Origin of the sequence: Mammaliicoccus sp. FSL K6-3158 (genome assembly GCF_038005105.1) — a bacterium.
Classification (GTDB): Bacteria; Bacillota; Bacilli; order Staphylococcales; family Staphylococcaceae; genus Mammaliicoccus; species Mammaliicoccus sciuri.
This window is the reverse complement of record NZ_JBBOSL010000001.1, coordinates 2,484,462-2,505,587: the sequence shown is the minus strand read 5'-3', so window position 1 is coordinate 2,505,587 and position 21,126 is coordinate 2,484,462. Positions and strand designations below refer to the sequence as shown.

General features: G+C 32.6%; 19 protein-coding genes. 16 read left to right on the top strand and 3 right to left on the bottom strand.

Features of this window, described 5'->3' with window-relative positions:
• Positions 1-12 precede the first annotated feature (12 nt).
• Genes iolC through fba form a run of 7 tightly spaced genes read left to right on the top strand, consistent with a single transcriptional unit; the run spans position 13 to position 8,371 of the window.
• Positions 13-972: a 5-dehydro-2-deoxygluconokinase gene (iolC, locus tag MHH94_RS12670; RefSeq protein WP_084755318.1), complete on the top strand. Its 960-nt coding sequence runs from the start codon at positions 13-15 to the stop codon at positions 970-972.
• Between the two features lie 13 nt (positions 973-985).
• Positions 986-2,899 (top strand): 3D-(3,5/4)-trihydroxycyclohexane-1,2-dione acylhydrolase (decyclizing), encoded by a 1,914-nt coding sequence (gene iolD / locus MHH94_RS12665; RefSeq protein WP_325888883.1) that lies wholly within the window; start codon positions 986-988, stop codon positions 2,897-2,899.
• 16 nt (positions 2,900-2,915) lie between these two features.
• Positions 2,916-3,935: a Gfo/Idh/MocA family oxidoreductase gene (locus MHH94_RS12660; RefSeq protein ID WP_058591773.1), complete on the top strand. Its 1,020-nt coding sequence runs from the start codon at positions 2,916-2,918 to the stop codon at positions 3,933-3,935.
• Between the two features lie 10 nt (positions 3,936-3,945).
• A complete protein-coding gene (gene iolE, locus MHH94_RS12655; protein WP_106417256.1) occupies positions 3,946-4,830 on the top strand; it encodes a myo-inosose-2 dehydratase in 885 nt (294 codons plus the stop codon).
• Between the two features lie 54 nt (positions 4,831-4,884).
• Positions 4,885-6,474 (top strand): solute:sodium symporter family transporter, encoded by a 1,590-nt coding sequence (locus MHH94_RS12650; protein WP_048541613.1) that lies wholly within the window; start codon positions 4,885-4,887, stop codon positions 6,472-6,474.
• 13 nt (positions 6,475-6,487) lie between these two features.
• The gene (gene iolG, locus MHH94_RS12645; RefSeq protein WP_107609035.1) at positions 6,488-7,507 is read left to right on the top strand and encodes an inositol 2-dehydrogenase; all 1,020 of its coding nucleotides are present in this window, start codon (positions 6,488-6,490) and stop codon (positions 7,505-7,507) included.
• A gap of 24 nt (positions 7,508-7,531) precedes the next feature.
• Positions 7,532-8,371 carry a class II fructose-1,6-bisphosphate aldolase gene (gene fba / locus MHH94_RS12640; RefSeq protein WP_107609034.1) on the top strand — a complete coding sequence of 280 codons (840 nt, stop codon included), beginning with the start codon at positions 7,532-7,534 and terminating at the stop codon, positions 8,369-8,371.
• Between the two features lie 181 nt (positions 8,372-8,552).
• Here the strand turns inward: fba and MHH94_RS12635 are convergent, their stop codons facing one another.
• Positions 8,553-9,164 (bottom strand): LysE/ArgO family amino acid transporter, encoded by a 612-nt coding sequence (locus MHH94_RS12635; RefSeq protein WP_078355063.1) that lies wholly within the window; start codon positions 9,162-9,164, stop codon positions 8,553-8,555.
• A 96-nt stretch (positions 9,165-9,260) separates the two neighbouring features.
• Between MHH94_RS12635 and MHH94_RS12630 the strand changes: the two genes are divergently transcribed.
• Positions 9,261-10,700: an aminotransferase-like domain-containing protein gene (locus MHH94_RS12630; protein ID WP_340841338.1), complete on the top strand. Its 1,440-nt coding sequence runs from the start codon at positions 9,261-9,263 to the stop codon at positions 10,698-10,700.
• 23 nt (positions 10,701-10,723) lie between these two features.
• Here the strand turns inward: MHH94_RS12630 and MHH94_RS12625 are convergent, their stop codons facing one another.
• Complete coding sequence (locus tag MHH94_RS12625; protein WP_058591779.1) at positions 10,724-11,680, bottom strand: 2-hydroxyacid dehydrogenase family protein; 957 nt, start codon at positions 11,678-11,680, stop codon at positions 10,724-10,726.
• Between the two features lie 48 nt (positions 11,681-11,728).
• The gene (locus tag MHH94_RS12620) at positions 11,729-12,478 is read right to left on the bottom strand and encodes a MurR/RpiR family transcriptional regulator (RefSeq protein ID WP_048541622.1); all 750 of its coding nucleotides are present in this window, start codon (positions 12,476-12,478) and stop codon (positions 11,729-11,731) included.
• A 150-nt stretch (positions 12,479-12,628) separates the two neighbouring features.
• Between MHH94_RS12620 and MHH94_RS12615 the strand changes: the two genes are divergently transcribed.
• The 8 genes from MHH94_RS12615 to MHH94_RS12580 all read left to right on the top strand — a co-directional run bounded on the left by MHH94_RS12615 (position 12,629) and on the right by MHH94_RS12580 (position 20,875).
• Positions 12,629-14,206, top strand: a complete 1,578-nt coding sequence (locus MHH94_RS12615) for an alpha-glucoside-specific PTS transporter subunit IIBC (protein ID WP_107616917.1) — start codon at positions 12,629-12,631, stop codon at positions 14,204-14,206.
• 20 nt (positions 14,207-14,226) lie between these two features.
• Entirely contained in the window at positions 14,227-15,552 is a 1,326-nt protein-coding gene (locus tag MHH94_RS12610; protein WP_325888880.1) for a 6-phospho-alpha-glucosidase, read from the top strand.
• Positions 15,553-15,736: 184 nt separating this feature from the next.
• On the top strand, positions 15,737-16,477 hold the full coding sequence (locus MHH94_RS12605) for a GTP pyrophosphokinase (protein ID WP_058591781.1): 741 nt from the start codon (positions 15,737-15,739) through the stop codon (positions 16,475-16,477).
• Positions 16,478-16,595: 118 nt separating this feature from the next.
• Positions 16,596-17,183, top strand: a complete 588-nt coding sequence (locus tag MHH94_RS12600) for a YdeI/OmpD-associated family protein (RefSeq protein WP_048541632.1) — start codon at positions 16,596-16,598, stop codon at positions 17,181-17,183.
• Entirely contained in the window at positions 17,176-17,841 is a 666-nt protein-coding gene (locus tag MHH94_RS12595; RefSeq protein WP_232182417.1) for a uridine kinase family protein, read from the top strand. The genes MHH94_RS12600 and MHH94_RS12595 overlap by 8 nt, the downstream gene beginning before the upstream one ends.
• A gap of 72 nt (positions 17,842-17,913) precedes the next feature.
• The gene (locus MHH94_RS12590) at positions 17,914-18,990 is read left to right on the top strand and encodes a M42 family metallopeptidase (RefSeq protein WP_058591783.1); all 1,077 of its coding nucleotides are present in this window, start codon (positions 17,914-17,916) and stop codon (positions 18,988-18,990) included.
• 105 nt (positions 18,991-19,095) lie between these two features.
• Positions 19,096-19,656: a histidine phosphatase family protein gene (locus tag MHH94_RS12585; RefSeq protein WP_325888878.1), complete on the top strand. Its 561-nt coding sequence runs from the start codon at positions 19,096-19,098 to the stop codon at positions 19,654-19,656.
• 241 nt (positions 19,657-19,897) lie between these two features.
• Positions 19,898-20,875, top strand: a complete 978-nt coding sequence (locus MHH94_RS12580; RefSeq protein ID WP_153653649.1) for a fatty acid desaturase — start codon at positions 19,898-19,900, stop codon at positions 20,873-20,875.
• Positions 20,876-21,126: the final 251 nt, after the last annotated feature.

Genomic DNA, 21,126 nt, shown 5'->3' with positions numbered 1-21,126 from the left:
GGGTGTACGTGAATGTCTAATAAAAAACAAATTATAGCAATAGGTCGTGCGGCAATAGATTTGAACTCAATAGAAATTAATAGACCAATGGAAGAAACAGAATCATTTCGCAAATATGTCGGTGGTTCACCAGCTAATATCATGATTGGTACGGCTAAGTTAGGTTTAGATGTGGGTATGATTGCCAATGTATCAGATGATCAACATGGTAGATTCATTACGAATTACTTTGAAGAAGTAGGCGTTGATACTTCTCAAATACATGTAGATGAAGATGGACATAAAATCGGCTTAACGTTTACAGAAATTAAAAGTCCGAGCGAGTCTAGCATATTAATGTATAGAGAAGAAGTAGCAGATCTATATTTAGCACCTGAACATGTAGATGAATCATACGTTAAAAATTCAGAATATTTGCTTATTTCAGGAACTGCATTAGCTAAATCTCCATCAAGAGAGGCAGTATTAAAAGCACTATTACTAGCAAAAAAACATAATGTACAAGTAATCTTTGAGCTCGATTATAGACCTTATAGTTGGAAAGACGAAGAAGAAACTTCTATTTATTATGAGTTAGTCGCAGAACAAGCTGATGTCGTCATTGGAACACGTGATGAATTTGATATGGTCGAAAGATATAAAGCATTATCAGACAAAGAAATTAGTGAACTATTATTTAAAGCTAATCCACATTTAGTTGTCATTAAACACGGTGTGCAAGGTTCAAATGCATTTGATAAAGAAGGCAATACTTATGAAGGTAAAGCATTTAAAGCGAATGTCGTTAAAACATTTGGTGCAGGAGATTCATATGCAGCCGCATTTATTTATGCATTAGTTAAAGGTAAATCAGTTGAAGAAGCATTAAAATATGGTGCAGCTTCAGCAGCGATTGTTGTAAGTAGTCATAGTTCATCTGAAGCGATGCCTACAGTTGATAAAATAGAAAATTTAATTAAAGAACAATCTTAAGGTGGTATTAAACATGGTTAATACAGTGAAGTTAACAACTGGAGAAGCAATTGTTAGATTTTTGACTAAACAATATATTTCTATTGATGGAAAAGAGACAAGATTTGTTGAAGGTGTCATGAATATTTTTGGTCATGGTAATGTGCTTGGTTTAGGAGAAGGTCTATCAAATTATCAGAATGAATTAAAAATAATACAAGGTAAAAATGAACAAGGTATGGCGCATACAGCGATTGGCTTTAGTAAACAAAGTTTACGAAAAAAAGTATTTGCAGTGACAACATCTGTCGGTCCAGGTGCTGCTAACCTTGTAACGGCTGCAGGTACAGCGGCAGCAAATCATATACCAGTATTATTACTACCAGGAGATACATTTGCGACTCGTCAACCAGATCCAGTATTACAACAGATTGAAAATCCTCAAAGTATTGGTATTACTACAAATGATGCGTTAAAACCAATTTCGAGATATTTTGATCGCATAACAAGACCCGAGCAAATCATGTCAGCCTTAATTCGTGCATTTGAGGTCATGACAAATCCTCAAACAGCGGGTCCTGTGACATTAGCATTGAGTCAAGATGTTCAAGGAGAGTCATATGATTTCCCAGAATCATTTTTTGAAAAGCGTGTACATTATGTTGATAGACAACAACCTTCGAACAGATCAATAGATGTAGCAGTCGAACTATTGAAGACAGCTAAAAAACCACTATTAATTGTTGGTGGTGGTGCTAAGTATTCGGAAGCTCAAGATTCTATAAAATCATTTATAGAAAAAAAGAATATTCCTATTGCAGAAACTCAAGCAGGTAAATCGACAATAGAAGCCTCTCATCCACTGAATCTTGGTGGTCTTGGCGTTACAGGAAATTTAGCAGCCAATTTATATGCAAAAGAAGCTGATGTCATTATTGGTATTGGAACAAGGTATTCAGACTTTACAACAAGCTCAAAGACAGTAGCTAACTTTGATAATGTGAAATTTATAAACATTAATGTTAATAGAGTTGATGCTTATAAATTAGATGCGATACAAGTAGTTGGAGACGCAAAAATATCAATTAGTTTATTGGATAAAGCATTAAGTGAATGTCAATTTAATACATTAGATGAAGTGAAAAATTTAAAGAATCGATGGTCTGAAGAAAGAGAAAGATTATCTCATGTAGATATTAATAAAAATGATTTTGAAGCTGAAATATCAGGTCATTTTAGTAAAGAAAAACTTAATCAATATATTGAAGCATTAGAAACGGAATTACCTCAGACAAATGCAGTGATTAAAGTTAATGAAACAATTGATGATGATGCGATTATTGTAGCTGCAGCGGGTTCATTGCCAGGAGACTTAGAAAGATTGTGGGAGACCGACATATTTAATACTTACAATATGGAATATGGTTATTCTACGATGGGTTACGAAATTGCAGCTGCACTTGGTGCGAAAATAGCAAACCCCGAAAAAGAAGTATATGCATTAGTTGGTGATGGAAGTTTCTTAATGTTGCACACTGAATTGCTAACAGCATTGCAATATAACTATAAAATCAACATTGTATTATTTGATAACAGTGGATTTGGTTGTATCAATAATTTACAGATGGGTAATGGTAGTGAAAGTTTCTGTACTGAATTTAATGATTATAACGGTGAAGTCATGAATGTAGATTATAAGAAAATTGCAGAAGGATATGGTGCAGTTTCTTACAAAGTTAATAGTCTTCAAGCGTTAGAAGATGCAATTAAAGATGCTAAAAAAGAAACAAAATCAACATTAATAGAAATAAAGACTTTACCTAAAACGATGACTGATGGATATGAATCATTCTGGAATGTTGGTGTATCCGAACATAGTGAAAAACCAGATATAAATACATTCTATCAAGAAAAGGTTCAAGCTTTGAAGAAAGCAAAACAATATTAAAGAGGAGATTCATAACATGGCAAAAATAAAAATTGGTCAAGTTGGTTTAGGTAGATTAGGAAAAGTGCATGCAGAAAACATTGTTAACCATGTAAAGGGTGCAGAATTATTCGCTGTTGCAAGTGTTGTTGAGCAAGAATTAGCATATGCTAAAGAAGAATTAGGAGTAAAAAATTGTTATACATCCTATTCAGAGATGATAGAAAACGACGAGCTTGATGCAGTTGTAATTGTTTCACCGAGTGGATTTCATGCAGTTCAAATTTCACAAGCATTAGAAAAAGGTTTACATGTCTTTTCAGAAAAACCTATTGGACTTGAGTTAGACAATATTAAACAAGTTGTTGAAAAAATAAATAGTCACTCAGATAAAGTATTTCAGTTAGGTTTTATGCGTAGATTTGATGATTCTTATCAATTTGCTAAAGACGTTGTTCAGAATGGTGAACTAGGCAAAATTACAGCAATGAGATGTTATGGAATTGATCCTAGTGCAGGGTTAGACAGCTTTATACAATTTGCGAAGAACAGTGCAAGTGGTGGCATATTTTTAGATATGTCGATTCATGATATTGATCTTGTACGTTGGTTTACAGGTTCAGAATTTAAAACTGTTTATTCACTAGGTAATAACATAGCAGCACCTGAATTAACCGAATGTGAAGAATTGGAAACAGGTGCATGTCTGGCAGAATTAGAAGATGGCACAATCGCATACTTATTAGCTGGAAGAAATGCTCAACATGGATATCATGTTGAAACAGAAATTATAGGAACTGAAGGTATGATAAGAATCGGAAATGCACCTGAGAAAAACTTAGTTACAGTTTATGACAAAAACGGTGTCGTTAGACCAACTTCAGGTCATTTTCCTGAACGCTTTAAATTAGCATTTATTAATGAAATTAATGCATTTATAGAATCTATCAATAATAATGTTCCTTCATCAATAACAGGTATTGATGGATTAAAAAGTACAGAAGTTGCAATTGCAATGCAAGAATCGTATGAGAAGAAAACAATCATTACGTTATGAGGTGAAGTAAATGACTAAAAATATTCGATACGCATGTGCACCGATAGCTTGGACAAATGATGATTTGCCAGAACTAGGGCGTGAAAATTCATTTGAACAATGTATTAGTGAAATGGCACTCTCTGGGTATGAAGGTACAGAAATAGGTAACAAGTACCCGAAAGATCCTGAAGTCTTGAAATCATATTTGGAACCAAGAGGATTATCTGTCGCAAGTGCATGGTTGAGTTTATATTTAACTTCGGAACCATATGAAGTAACAGAAGAAGCGTTTATAAAACATAGAGATTTTTTATATGAATTAGGCGCAAAAGTTATTGTTGTTTCAGAACAAGGCAATAGTATTCAAGGGGATTTAACGAAAGCATTATTTAAAGAAAAACCTATATTTACAGAACAAGAATGGCAATTATTAGTAGATGGTTTAGAGAAATTAGGGCAATTAGCACACGAAAAAGATATGGAAATCGTATACCACCATCACATGGGTACAGGTGTACAAACGACAAAAGAAATAGACGAGTTAATGGAAAGAACAAACAAAGATAATGTTTCTCTCTTATTTGATACAGGACACCTTGTCCTTTCAGGCGAAGACCCGATTGACATATTTAAAAGATATGAAGATAGGATAAAACATATTCACTTTAAAGATGTTAGACAAGATGTAAAAGAAGCAGTAGATAAAGAATGTAGTTGCTTCTTGGATGGTGTGAAAAAAGGTATGTTCACAGTACCTGGAGACGGTGTAATAGATTTTAAACCTATCTTAGATTTAATTTATAAATCTGATTACAGTGGATGGATTGTAGTTGAAGCTGAACAAGATCCAGCGATTGCAAATCCATTTATATATGCTAAAAAAGCAAAAGAGTATATTGCACAATATCAATAAAATTTAAAACAAAATGGTATAGGAGTTAAGGGCTCCTAAAGGGAGAGAATTATCATGAGTATGTTTGCAGCAATTTCATTTATTTTAGTTGTTATATGTGTAGGTGTATATGCTTACTTACGGAGTAGAAAAATCGATACTCAAAATTCCGATGGTTTCTTTATGGGTGGTAGAAGTTTAACTGGTTTTACAATTGCTTCTACAATTATCATGACCAATTTATCTACTGAACAAATAGTTGGTCAAAATGGTCAAAGTTTCGTTGCAGGTATGGAAGTTATGGCATGGGAAGTAACTTCATCAGTAGCTATTGTTATATTAGCACTTGTCTTTTTACCTAGATATTTTAGGTATGGTGTTGATACAATATCAGATTTTATTGAAATGAGATTTGACACATTCACGAAACGACTCGTATCTTTATTATTCATATTTACTTATGTAGTTTCATTCTTACCAGTTGTATTATATTCTGGTGCACTTGTATTTAATAAAATTTTCAACGTAAGTGAAATGTTAAATATAAGTGATATGACTGCAGTTATTTTAATATCAACAGTCATAGGTCTTGTAGGAATTATATATTTGTTCATAGGCGGGTTATCTTTAAGTGCACATAGTGATTCTATCTATGGTGTCGGTTTAATTGTAGGTGGACTTGCTATACCCACATTAGGTCTCATTATTTTCGGAGATGGAAGCTTCTTACATGGATTTGATAAAGTCGTTCAGAACACGCCAGAAAAGCTTAATTCACTAGGTGCAATTGATTCTAAAATAGTACCATGGCCAACGTTATTCTTTGGTATGTTCTTCAATAATTTATTCTTCTGGTGTACTAACCAAATGATTGTTCAAAAAGCACTTGCTGGTAAAAATTTAAAAGAAGCACAAAAAGGTGCTATGTATGTTGGTACATTTAAAATTTTTGGTGCTTTATTCTTAGTATTTCCAGGTGTGTTGGCATTCAATATGTTAGGAGATAAAGTTACAAATCCTGATAATGCTTATCCAATGCTTGTTAATGAAGTATTACCAGAATGGGCATATGGTTTATTTGGAGCAGTTATTTTTGGTGCTATTCTAAGTTCATTTGTTGGATCGTTAAATAGTACAGCAACATTGTTCTCACTGGACTTTTATAAATCAATTATCAATAAAGAAGCAAGCAATAAACAAGTATCAAGAATTGGAAGGTTGGTTACAGTACTAGTAGGTGTAATTGTTGTAATAATTGCACCAATGATTTCATTGTTCCCACAAGGTTTATATGCAGTTGTACAAGAGTTTAATGGTATTTATAATATGCCACTTTTAGTACTTGTACTTGTAGGATTTTTTGTAAAACGTACATCACAGCTTGGTGCTAAAGTGATGTTTATTTTACACATTCTATTGTATGCGCTTTCAAAAGTATTAATTACAGAAATACATTTCTTATATGTATTAAGTGTACTTTTCTTTGTAGATTTACTTATAGTGATGTTATTCAATAAATGGAAACCATCTGATGAGTTTGATTTCAGTGTAAATTACGCAAAAGTAGATATCACACCTTGGAAACATAGATATTTAGTAGGTGGTATTATCGTACTTGTAGTTATAGGCACTTACGTATTATTCTCACCACTTGGATTAGCATAGGAGGAAGAAAGATATGACACTAACATTTGGCGTAATTGGAGCAGGTAGAATTGGCCAATTACATATAAACTATTTAAGAACACATAAAGATGTAAAGATTAAGTGGATTTCAGACTTATATTGCGACAAGATGGAAGATTGGATTAAAAAAGCAGGAATAGAAAATAAAACTAAGGACCATATGGATATTATTAATGATCCTGAGGTAGATGTAGTAGTAATATGTTCACCTACCGATACGCATGTAGATATCATTAAAGAAGCTTGTGCAAAAGGAAAGCATATCTTCTGCGAGAAACCGATTAGTTTATCTATTGATGAAGCGAAAATTGCATTAGAAGCGGTAAAAGAAGCAAATGTGAAACTGCAAATGGGCTTTAATAGACGCTTTGATAAAAACTTCAAAGAATTGAGGAATATTTTAAATAAAGGTGAACTCGGTAATATTCAAACTTTAAGGATTACTTCAAGAGACCCAGAGCCACCACCAGTAGAATATATTAAACGTTCAGGTGGACTTTTCATGGATATGATGATTCATGACTTTGATATGGCAAGATATTTAATGCAATCTGAAATAACAGAAGTGTATGCAACTGGTGGAGCGCTGGTAAATCCAGACATTGCTCAATATGATGATATCGATACAGCACTTGTAACCCTTAAATTTGAAAATGGCTCAATGGCCATGATTGAAAACTGTAGAAGAAGTGTATATGGATATGATCAACGAGTTGAAGTATTGGGTGATAAAGGTGCAATTGATGTAGGTAATGAACAAACGACAACATTAAATTATTATCGAGCTGAAGGAATATCTAAAGACAATCCGCCATATTTCTTCTTAGAACGTTATAGTGACGCTTATAAAGTAGAAATGGATGGCTTTATTGAAGCTATCTTAAATGACACTGATGTAATTTGCTCAATAGATGACGGCTATAAAGCTCAAGAAATTGCTGTGAAATGTAAAGAGTCGCTACTTTCGAATGAACCTAAGTCATTAGTAAATAAACAATCAAAGACACTTTAAAAAAGGAAGGTGGAACGTTAGAGAATGAATACATTTATACACAAAGCAAAGAAAGAACATTATGCTATCCCACAAATTAATGTTAACGGATTAATATGGATTGAATGTATTTTAAAAGTTGCTGAGAAAACACGTTCCCCCATTATTTTAGGAACGACAGATAAAATTATAGACTTTTTAGGTGGGTATGATTTTATCTGTAAAACAATCAGAAATAAAATAGAGTCAATGAATATAACAGTACCAGTAATTATACATCTAGATCACGGTTTAACTGTTGAAGGATGTAAGAAAGCAGTAGATGCTGGTTATGATTCAGTTATGTTTGATGGGTCTAAATTACCAATTGAAGAAAATATAGAACTTACCAAAAAAGTAGTAGATTATGCACATAAAAATAATGTGATTGTAGAAGGTGAAGTTGGAGCAATTGGTGGAAACGAAGACGGTGTCATAGGAAATGTACAATATGCGAAGTTAGATGATTGTATAAACTTAGCACAAAAATCACATATAGACACATTGGCACCAGCACTCGGGTCAGTACACGGTAAATATAAAGGTGAACCTAATTTAGGATTTGAAGAAATGAAAGAAATTCAAGAAACGATTGATATACCTTTAGTATTACATGGTGCATCAGGTATATCAGACGAAGATTTAGTAAAAGCCATAAAATTAGGTCACGCAAAAATTAATTTTAATACCGAAATTAATATTGCGTGGAGTAATGAACTTAGAGAAGTATTAACTAATGATACGAGTTTATTTAATCCACAGCAAATCTTGAACCCAAGTAAAAAAGCAATCGAACAAACTGTCGAATCAATTATTTATAAATGCCAATCCAACGGCAAAGCATAGTTAATAAAATACAATATAAGTAAGAAGCTAGGACGTGAATAATCAATCGTCCTAGCTTTTTGTAATTTAAAATATTGAGATGAGAGATGTGCACTTGCTTCTAACGGTCAAGAGTCGAAAACAAGATCGTTAGCGCCCCAAAATCCAACTTAAATCCCAACCAAAACATTTTTACCTCATTCTACATATTGATTATATTTTTAATAATGAGTGCTGCGACGAATAAGATGATGATACTTGATACTCTATTCAATATAATGATAAATTTACCTGATTTATCAAATATACCGACTTGCTTACCGGCTATAGCGAGACCGAAGAACCAGAACCAAGAGATAAAGATTGTTGCAACTGTAAATCCGACTTTTTCATACCCTGAATATAGTGATGCACTTGTACCGATAACACCGATTGTATCCATAATGGCATGTGGATTCAGTAATGAAACAGATAGTGCAAAGCTGATTTGTTTTTTAGCTGATATTGCTAAGTCTGAACCATTGCTTGATGATTTCTCGTTCCATAACGTCCAAGCCATATACAATAGAAAAATTAATCCGACGATATATATGATTAATTGCAATGATGGATAGTGATTTAAGATGAGTGATACGCCAAACACTGCAAGTAATATGAGTAATGTGTCACATAGACCAGCTGTAATAACAACGGGTAAAGCTTTATTTAAGCTTTTATGATTTGCACCTTGATTAAAAACAAATATATTTTGAGCACCTAATGGTAAAATTAAACCGAGTGCTAATAAAAGACCGTGGATGACTGCTTGAAACATTTGATTGAACCTCCTTTTTGTATAGTATAAAAGAAATAAGCTACAATGAAATCATCCAGTATTAAATTTATGCCCAACCAGATTGGAGTTACATAGATGGAAAAACCTATCTACCAAAAAATTATAGATGATATGTTAAGAGATATTAATAATGGTCAATTAGAAGTTGGTATGAAAATACCTTCGCAAAGAGCCTTAACACAAAAGTATGGTGTAAATAGATCAACAATTGTACATGTTATTGATATTTTGAAAAGTTATGGCGTGCTTGAAAGTAAGGAAAGAAAAGGGATATATGTTTCGAAAATTAAATGGAATGAGTATGTGAGTAATAATTTAAATTGGCAAGATTATATAGGTAATAGTGTTAACCAGAACAACCAATATTATATTAGAGAAATTAATAGATGCGAATTTATACCTGACATGGTGAGATTAGGGACGGGTGAACTTTCGCCAAAATTAATACCTAATGATGCATTTCATGAAATTATTTCTAAAGATTTAAGTCGTCAATTGACTTCAAATTATGAAGCACCTAAAGGGAATATTCAGTTGAGACAACAAGTTAAAGAACTTGTTAAAAAAAGAGGTATTGAGTGTAGTGTAGAAGAAATTTGTATCACTTCTGGTGCATTACAAGGTTTGAAGTTGATAGCTGATGGATTATTAATCCCCAAATCTAAAATTATCGTTGAAACACCTTCTTATATTAATTCAATTAGAACTTGGCACAAAATCCATTCCAAAATGATACCTTTATCAATTGATTATATAAGGAATAATATTCATGCGATTTTTAAAGAAGATGAAGATTACAGTAATAGCATATTTTATTGTAATCCTACTTTGCATAATCCTACATCACACACATATACATTGAAAGAGAAGGAGCAAATTCTTGAACAATGTAAAGCGAAGGGTATTCCTGTTGTGGAAGATGATATTTATAGTGAGCTGTGGTTTGAAGGTCCGATTCCTAAATCTATGAAAGAGCTTGATACAAGTCATAATGTGCTGTATTTAGGAAGTCTATCTAAAACAGTTAGTCCGGGTCTCAGAATAGGCTGGTTAATTGGTAACGAACGAGTCATTAATCATTTAGCAGACTTAAAAATGCAAAATGACTATGGTGCAAGTTCGATTTCTCAATTTATAGCTACTAAATGGTTGGCACATTACCATGAAACGCATATTGGAGAAATTAAACGCAATTTAAAAAGGCGCAAAGATATGATGGAAGATGCTTTAACAGAATCTTTCTCAGATATTGGTAGATGGTCTAAAGTAGAAGGATCTTTCTATATTTGGTTCAGATTTAATGAAAGTATTGATTTAAAAAGGTTATTCAAACTTGCTTTAGAGGAAGGGTTGCTCATTCATCCAGGGGAGATATATTCAGAAAAAGAAAAGCATAGTTTAAGATTTTCTTATTCATATATTGATGAACATGATATTAAAGAAAGTATTTATAAATTAAGAACGATCATCGATAAAGAAAACTTGTTAAATAAAAGAAAATCCTCGAACTCTTAAAATGAGTGCGAGGATTTATTTTATTATTTATTCACAATATAGTCTGGTGTATCACCTTGTAGTCTCTTAATCGTATTATTTGCGACGATTCTTGCCATTTCATCACGTGCTTCAAATGTAGCATTTCCGATGTGCGGTGTTATCACGACATTGTCCATTGTTTTAAGTGCATCTGTAATTTCTGGTTCGAATTCAAATACATCTAATGCAGCACCTTCGATTGTTTTAGATTGTAAAGCTTCAACCAAAGCTTGTTCATCTACAATAGGTCCGCGAGATGCGTTAATAATATATGCAGTATCTTTCATTTTTTCAAAAATTTCTTTATTGAATAAATGATGTAAATCATCAGAATAGGCAGCATTAATTGTAATGAAATCTGCTTGCTCTAACATCTCATCAAGACTGACATAAGTAGCCCCTAATGAAGCTTCTTGTTCTGGCTTTCTATGTGGTCCGGTATATAGGATGTTCATGTCGAAACCTTTGGCACGTCTAGCAACAGCAGAACCTATTTCACCAAGTCCAACTATGCCGATAGTCTTACCGGAGACTTCCCTACCTCTAAAGAATAATGGTGCCCAACCGTTGAATCCTGTTGTTCTACAAAGCTGGTCGCCTTCAGCAATTCTTCTAGATACGGCAAGTAATATACCAATCGTTAAATCTGCTGTAGCATTTGTTGAAGCTTTCGGTGTATTTGTAACATCAATCCCTTTTTCTCTAGCATATTTAACGTCAATGTTATTGAAACCAGCACCATAATTTGCAATGATTTTTAAGTTTGGTGCTTGATCAATAATTTCTTTATCGATATTTGTAGACAGTGGACTAATAATCGCATCTACATCTGTTACTTTTTGAAGTAAAGTATGTTTCGTAATTAATTGATCCCCTTCAAAGACTTCTACTTCAAAATGTTCTTGTAACATTTCTAATCCTTCTGTTGGAATTTCTCCAGTTATGAATACTTTATTCATGATGTAACCTCCTATAAAACTTTTAATCGTTTATATGATAATTATACCCTAATGAGCAAGTTTCCATTCACTGAATTTACGTACGATGACTTCAAAAGCAATGTGATACGGTAAGAAGCTAGAATAAGAAGTTTGGTTAAATAGTTCTATCGGTGAACTATTAACGTATATATTGTAGCTTGCATTCTGAGCTAAATAGTTATCTTTCAATGTTGTAATAGAAATATAACTAATATTTCGTGTATGCATAATCTCGACGTTCTCTCTTAAGTGTGATGTTTCGCCTGATAATGAAATGATGAAAATTAAATCGTCTTTATTCATTTGATTCATAGCGATTTTAAGTTCATTCTCGTCGTTAATAACCATTACTCTTTTATTGATAGAAAGAAAGTGTCGTTGAGCATCACGGGCGACGTTTAGTTGTGCGACACCTGTACCATATATGTAGATGTAAGGCGCTTGATTGATTTGTTCACTTATATAGTCATAGTCGATCATTTTTAAATGTTTCATAGTTTGTTGTAAATCTTGCTCTAAACTTTCAATGATATCTGTCGATGGATTAGATGTTTGTCTATTTAATTTAATGTATGCTTTAAAATCACTATAACCATCAAAGCCAAGTTTACGAGCGAGTCGGTGAATAGAAGAAATTGAAGTGTGTGATATATCGGCTATTTCTTGTATTTTTAATCGATGAATCAAGTGAATATTTTGATTAATCATTTGTATGATATGTATATCATTGTCATTAAGTTGTTGATAATGTTCATTAATCAGTTTATCCAAAATCATTATAATCCTCCATTCGAAGTGAAAAAATTTTCATGTTATGAAAATATAATCTAAGTTTACTATGTGATTTCTATTTACGTCAAACCTATTGGCAAATGTAAGCGCTTCCTATATTGTGGAGATAAATTGATGAGGAAAAGGGGTTAAAATATGAATGCAATTAAACGATTTGGTAGTGCTATGATTGTTCCGGTATTACTATTTGCATTTTTCGGTATTGTTGTAGGATTTGCAACATTATTTAAAAATCCAAATATTATGGGTTCAATAGCTGAAGATGGCACAATGTGGTTTAAAATTTGGAGTTTAATTGAAGCGGGTGGTTGGACAATATTCAACCATATGGAACTAGCGTTTGTGATTGGACTTCCAATCTCACTTGCTAAAAAAGCTCAAGGTAGAGCAACACTAGCAGCTTTAATGATTTATTTAGTATTTAACAATTTTATTAATGCAATTTTAACCCTTTGGCCAAAGACGTTCGGAGTAGATTTATCAAAGGGTGTTGAAAATTTAACGGGCGTAAAAGAAATAGCTGGTATTCCAACATTAGACACAAGTATCATTGGTGCAATCTTCATATCAGCAATCGTTATTTGGATACATAATCGTTTCTATGATAAGAAATTACCTGAAATGGTCGGAATTTTCCAAGGTCTACCATACGTTGTTATCATTGGATTCTTTGTTATGATCCCAATCGCTTTTGTCGTATGTGCGGTATGGCCAACAGTACAAGCAGGTATCGGTTCATTACAAGGTGTCATGTTGAAATCAGGATTTGTAGGAGTTTGGCTATTCCACTTCTTAGAAAGAATATTGATTCCTACAGGATTACATCATTTCATATACACACCATTTGAATATGGACCTGCAGCGGTCAATGGTGGACTGAAACCTTATTGGATTCAACACTTAACAGAATTCTCTAATTCTGCTAAATCTCTTAAAGAACTTTATCCATATGGATTCTTGTTACAAGGTAACATTAAAATATTTGGTTGTTTAGGTATTGCGTTAGCGATGTACGCTTCAACACCAAAAGAGAACAAGAAAAAGGTATTAGCATTAGTATTACCAGCAGGATTAACAGCAATTTTCGCAGGTATTACAGAACCATTAGAATTTACATTCTTATTTATCGCACCTTACTTATTCTTAATTCATGCATTATTAGGTGCAACAATGGTTACAATTATGTACCTATTTGGAGTAGTAGGTATTCAAGGTGGTGGTGCGATAGAAATTGCGGCAATAAACTGGATTCCATTATTCTCTAATCACGGTATGACTTACGTTGCACAATTTATCATTGGTATCATCTTTGTTGTGATTTACTTCTTTGTATTTAAGTTTATTATTGAGAAGTTTAATGTACCATTACCTGGACGTGTACCTGATGATGGCGATGCTAAGCTTTATACGAAACAAGATTATAAGTCTAAGAAAGCAAGTGCTGATACACAGATGGATGACAATGCATCAGAATATGATACGAAAGCTATTTATTTCTTAGAAGGATTAGGTGGTAAAGACAATATTAAAGACGTTACAAATTGTGCGACACGATTAAGAGTAACGGTTAAAGATCCAAGTTTAGTGAAAGATAACGACTATTTCACACATAATCAAATGGCACATGGTGTAGCGAAAAGTGGTACAAATGTTCAAGTAATTGTAGGACTTAGTGTACCTCAAGTAAGAGATTCATTTGAAACGATGATATAAAAATATGGAGGTCATAAATAATGAAGAAATTTAACATAACAATAGCAGGCGGCGGAAGTACATTTACACCAGGCATTATATTAATGTTACTGGATCATTTAGAAGATTTTCCGATTGATACGATTAAACTATACGACAATGATGGTGATAGACAACAAACCATTGCGGAAGCTTGTGAAATATTACTTCTTGAAAGAGCGCCTGGTGTTAAGTTACAGGCGAGTACGGACCCTAAAACAGCTTTTGAAAATGTAGATTTCGTTATGGCACACATACGTGTTGGTAAATATGCGATGAGAGAACAAGACGAGAAGATCCCGTTGAAACACGGTGTCGTTGGGCAAGAAACATGTGGACCTGGTGGTATATCTTATGGTATGCGTTCTATTACAGGCGTACTAGAAATTGTAGATTACATGGAACAATATTCACCAGATGCTTGGATGTTAAATTATTCAAATCCTGCTGCAATTGTAGCTGAAGCAACTCGAAAATTAAGACCTCATTCTAAAATTTTAAATATTTGCGATATGCCTATTGGTATTGAAGAACTAATGGCAACAAATATTGGGCTGAAATCTAGAAAAGAAATGGTCGTTAAATATTATGGTTTGAATCACTTCGGTTGGTGGACAGATATAAGAGATAAGTCTGGTAATGATTTAATGCCAAGTATCATTAAACACGTTGAACAATTTGGGTATTCGACTGACACGGGTAGCGATATTGAACAGGAAGCAAGTTGGAATGATACGTTCAAGAAAGCGCGTGATGTACAAGCACTTGATAAAGATACGTTACCTAACACATATTTAAAATATTACTTCTTCCCTGATTACGTTGTGGAACATTCAAATAAGGACTATACAAGAGCGAATGAAGTGATGGCAGGACGAGAAAAATTTGTGTTCAGTGAATGTCAAAAAATCATTGATCAAGGTACTGCTGAAGGAACGGAATTAACAATAGATGAACATGCATCTTATATCGTAGACTTAGCAAGAGCCATAGCGTTTAATACGAAAGAAAGAATGTTAATGATTGTTGAGAATAAAGGTGCCATTTCAAACTTTGAACCAACAGCGATGGTTGAAATTCCATGTTTAGTTGGTAGCGAAGGACCAGAACCTTTATCAGTTGGTGAAATACCAAGATTCCAAAAAAGTTTAATGGAACAACAGGTGGGTGTTGAGAAATTAACAGTTGAAGCTTATGAAGAACAATCTTATCAAAAACTATGGCAAGCACTAACGTTATCTCGCACAGTTCCGAGTGCATCAGTAGCTAAAAATATATTAGATGACCTCATTGAAGCAAATAAAGAATACTGGCCAGAATTGAAATAGTATTGATAATTGAATTTCTATTTATAACGTGCAAGGCTTACGAGTCTCGCACGTTTTTCTTTGTCTTATATCTGTTTAAGAACAATATATCGTATATCGACTTTCTTTAATCGCAAACTTTTAAATGATATAATTAGCTGAAATGATATATATTTTTTATTTAAAAATATAAGGGAGCATATCTATGTATATAGAAAGAAAACCAACAATCAATTTAGCAGAATTAAAGAAGGAATTTACGAGTAATTTAGGTGAAATTGAATATGCGCAGTCTTCTGAACAAGCGCTAGAAGAGTTGTTTAATTTTGTAGAACTACAACATCAATATGCTGCAGCATTAGAAGAAATCGGGACAAAGTTGAAAATATTGGACGATGAATTCCAAGTTGCTTATAAACATAATCCAATTCATCATATGGAAAAGCGTGTTAAAGAATTTCCAAGTCTCATTAAGAAATTAAGACGAAAAGGATTTCCTTTAAATGCGAACTCAGCAAAAGAGAATATTCAAGATATCGCGGGAATAAGAGTTATTTGTAATTATCTAGAAGATGTCTATACAATTGAAAAATTATTACTTAGACAAGCTGACGTAAAATTATTAAAAAGAAAAGACTATATAGAAAATCCTAAAATGAATGGATATAAAAGTTTACATTTAGTTGTATCTATTCCTGTATTTTTAGCAGAAAGTGTTCAAGTAATACCTGTTGAAATTCAAATTCGAACAATTGGAATGGATATGTGGGCGAGTTTAGAACATAAATTAAGATATAAGAATTCCCATGTATCTACAGAACAATATGAAGAAAAGTTAAAAGAATGTTCAATAGAAATAACAAATGTAGAACGTAAAATGCAAGAAATGAATGATGAAATTTATCATGATACGAATAAAAGTATGATAAAAGTAGACGAAAATTAAGACATTAGGCACAAAGTAGAGCAGAAATTCCTTAGATTTAAGGATATCTGCTCTTTTTTAATCATTTAGTATATAATAAATTAAAATCATTCAGGTAATAATATTGAGGAGTGAAAAAATGGAGAAAAACCTTAAAGTTGAAGCTTTTATGCAACGTGAAAAAAAGTGGAAAGATGAATTTGAACTATTAAGAGAAATTATACATGAATGTGATTTAGAAGAAGATTATAAATGGATGCACCCATGTTATACATTGAAAGGTAAAAATGTTGTATTGATACATGGATTTAAAGAATATTGTGCACTTTTATTTCATAAAGGTTCATTACTTAAAGATCCTGAAAAATTACTCATTCAACAAACGAAAAATGTTCAAGCAGCAAGACAATTGAGATTCACCAATGTAGATCAAATAAAAGAACAACGAGATATTATTAAAGCATATGTTGAAGAAGCAATCGAGCTTGAAAAGTCAGGTGCTAAAGTAGAATTAAAGAAAACAGAAGAATATGAAATGCCAGTTGAACTACAAGAACAACTAGATCAAAATAGTAACTTAAAAGAAGCTTTTTATAATTTGACGCCAGGAAGACAACGCCAATATATTTACTATATTAGTCAAGCAAAGCGTCCGGCAACACGCGTTAGTCGAGTAGAAAAATATATTGATCATATATTGGACGGCAAAGGGTTAAATGATGAATAAAGGTAATGAAAATATGAATGCTGTGATTGAAGAAATCGTGGAATTTATTAAGCGTTCTAACCATCAAATCATGATTAGAATTGGTGGACATGGTGGTTCAGGAAAAAGTACATTTTGTCAGGAATTAATAAAATGTCTAGATCCAAAAGACTACAACATGATTAGCACAGATACTTATATAGTAAATACGAATTTAAGAAAACATACAAAGGCGAAATATATGTATAACGGAATAGAGCATGAAGCGAAAGTAACTGCTTGTATGCCTGAAGCGCATAATGTTGATATTCTAGAACGCGATATACGTGCTTTACATAATGGTATAGATATCATGACTATTGAAACACCATGGCAACAATCTGAACGTTTAGATGCGACAAAGAAAGTAACAATCTTAGAAGGTATGACTACTACATTTATAGATTCCCAATGGGTTGATTTATCTATCTACATTTATACGGATAATGAAACTGAGCTGAAAAGAAGATTTGACCGTGATGTTCATGTAAGAGGAATAGATATAGAATATTTAAAGGCATCTCAAGATGAAAGACGTATTCAATATGAATTATTCATGCATCCTCTTCTTGAAAATTTTGATATTGTCATTGATCATTCAAATGATTTGTTTAAAATACTGAAAAATCAATTAAATTAAACCTTTGTTTGATACATTTTGGAAATAGAATGATATAGTAAAAGTGTTAATTAATTTTAAGGGGGATTTTTTGTGGCAGATTCAGTAAAATTATTAAAAACACTTACAGATATTAATGGTATTTCGGGATTTGAGTATAATGTTAAATCTAAAATGAAAGAATACTTAGAACCTGTAAGTGATGAAATTATTGAAGATAATCTAGGTGGTATTTTCGGGAAAAAGAACGCTAAAAATGGTTCTAAAACAATTTTAATAGCGGGTCACTTAGATGAAATAGGATTTATGGTTACGCGTATCGATGATGATGGTTACATTAAATTCACAACAATCGGTGGATGGTGGAACCAAGTTATGCTTTCACAAAAAGTAACGATTACAACAGATGAAGGTAAAGAAATCAGAGGTATTATTGGTTCTAAACCTCCACACGTGTTAAGTCCAGAAGAACGTAAAAAACCTGTCGACGTTAAAGAGATGTTTATTGATATAGGTGTTGATAATAAAGAAGCGGTTGAAGGTCTAGGCATTGAAATCGGCAATATGGTGACGCCTTATTCTGAGTTTGAAACTTTAGGTGACGGTAACTACTTAACAGCAAAAGCATTCGACAACAGATTCGGTTGTGCGTTAAGTGTTGATGTATTAAACGAACTTAAAAACGATGAGCTTGGTATTAACTTAGTTTCAGGTGCGACTGTACAAGAAGAAGTAGGTTTACGTGGTGCGAAAGTTGCTGCAAACAAAATTAAGCCAGATTTATCTATCGCAGTGGATGTCGGTATTGCTTATGATACACCAGGTATGAAAGGGCAAGATCACGAAACGAAATTAGGTAACGGACCACTTGTATTGTTAATGGACGGTACGAATATCGGTCACGTTGGATTTAGAAAATTCATCAAAAACGTAGCAAAAGATAAAGGTATTGATGTTCAATGGGATAATATAACAGGTGGCGGAACAGATGCAGGTAGTATTCATGTAGCAAACGAAGGTACACCAACAATCTCAATCGGCGTTCCATTACGTTATATGCATTCAAACGTATCAATCCTTCATAAAGAAGACTACTTAAACGCAGTAAAATTAGTAGCTGAAATTGTAAAAGCATTAAACGATGAAACAGTTAAAAATATTATGTGGTAAGAAATTGTAAAAAATAAATAAAAAGATATATCTTAAACAAGAGACAAATCAAATTGAATAACAATTTGGTTTGTCTTTTGTTTACGGAGAGAATGAGGTGAAATTTTGAATAGAACAATTTATTTTGTGAGGCATTCTATCAGGGATACTCGTATAAAAGAGGATGAATCAGCACCTCTTACTGAATTAGGTAAACAGTATGCAATGCAGATGTCGGAATTCTTTCAATATAAAAATATTCAACATATATTATCAAGTCCTTATAAACGGACGATTGATACAATTAAACCTACTGCTGAGCTATTGAATCTTAAAATTAAAGAAATCGAGCCATTTAAAGAACGAATAATAGGTGAATGGGTAGAAAATTTTGATGAATTTTCTTTGAGACAATGGAGTCAAACAGATTATAGGTTACCAAACGGAGAAAGTCTTGAAGATGTTAGAAACCGTATAGTACCTTCTTATCAAAAAGTGTTGAGTCAATATGAAGGTAATTTGATCATAACAGGTCATGGTACAGCTTTAGCAGTATTATTTAATGAATTAACTGGATCATTTACATATGAAGATTGGAAAAACATGAAAATGCCTGACATTTATCAACTGGATTATGACCATCAAAATAATATTTCTTTCAAAAAAGTAGAAATGAATTTTTTGTAAAAGTCATTATTATCAACTGTTATGACCAAGTTATAATTTGTTATTATGATAAAATAAATTTTAGTAGTATAGTAATTGTTTTATTGGGTTTATTTTTTGTTTGTAAAGCTTGTAAATATGCTATATCATGATTAATAGAGATGGAAGTACTTGATTCATTCAAGTGCTTCTTTTTTTATATTTATTGAATAAAAAGGAAGTGTAAATCATCGAAAAAGAAAAGAAAAAGTTACTTCGAAAAATGGTTAAACCATTTGAAAATAACAATTTAAAGAAAAGTACAATTCAAATTATAAACACAATCATCCCATTAATTGCGCTTATTGTTGGTGGCTTGGTAAGTTATCAATTACATTGGTCATTATCGATCCTATGTGGTGTATTGGCATCCGGTTTCATTATTAGAACATTTATTATTTTTCACGATTGTTGCCACGGATCATTTTTGAGTAAGAAAAAGAACAATGATTTATTAGGAAATATAACTGGGCTATTAACATTCTTTCCATATGAAAAATGGAGAAGAGAGCATATTATTCATCATACAAGTAGCGGAAATTTAGAAAAACGTGGTATTGGTGATATTTGGGTCATGACTATTGAAGAATATCATGAAGCTTCAAAATTCACTCAATTTAAATATAGAATGTATAGACACCCGTTTGTGATGTTTATATTAGGACCAATATTCCTTATGTTTATTTCAAACAGAATGAATGCTAAAGATGCAAAAGCTAAAGAAAAACGTAACACTTGGTTGCATAATATAATATTGCTAGTTCTTTATGTAGGTATTTTCTTTATTGTAGGTGCAGTTCCATTTGTACTTGTATTTCTACCAATGTTATTTATTGCAGGTATGTTAGGTATTTGGTTATTTTATATTCAACATACATTTGAAGATTCATATTTCGAAGAATCATCAGAGTGGGATTATGTGAAAGCCGCTATAGAAGGCAGTTCATATTATAAATTACCAAAAGTATTTCAATGGATGACAGGGAACATCGGGTATCATCATGTTCATCATTTAAGTCCAAGAATTCCAAACTATCAATTAGAACAAGCACATGAAAAGACACCACCATTACATCACGCAACAACCATAACAATTAAAGAAAGTTTAGAATCTCTGAAATATAAATTATATGACGAGAAAAATAAATGCTTCATTACTTTTAAAGAATATACTTTAAGATTTAAGAGAACACATGCGTAAAAATAATGAGTTGAAACGGGACATTGAGTATGTCCCGTTTTTTTATGAGCAAGTTTGGCTAGAAGTGCAAATACTGATACCGTTATTAGCAGTTTGGGCTGAAGGTGCAAATAACGAGTGTGTTAGTAACACTTCGACCGAGTTTTGTAACTAAGGCGGTCCATAGTAACACTTCGGCTGACTTTTGTACCTAACACCCCCGTTATGAACAAGTTTGGATGAAAGTGTTCACTACGAAGGCCCTACAACTC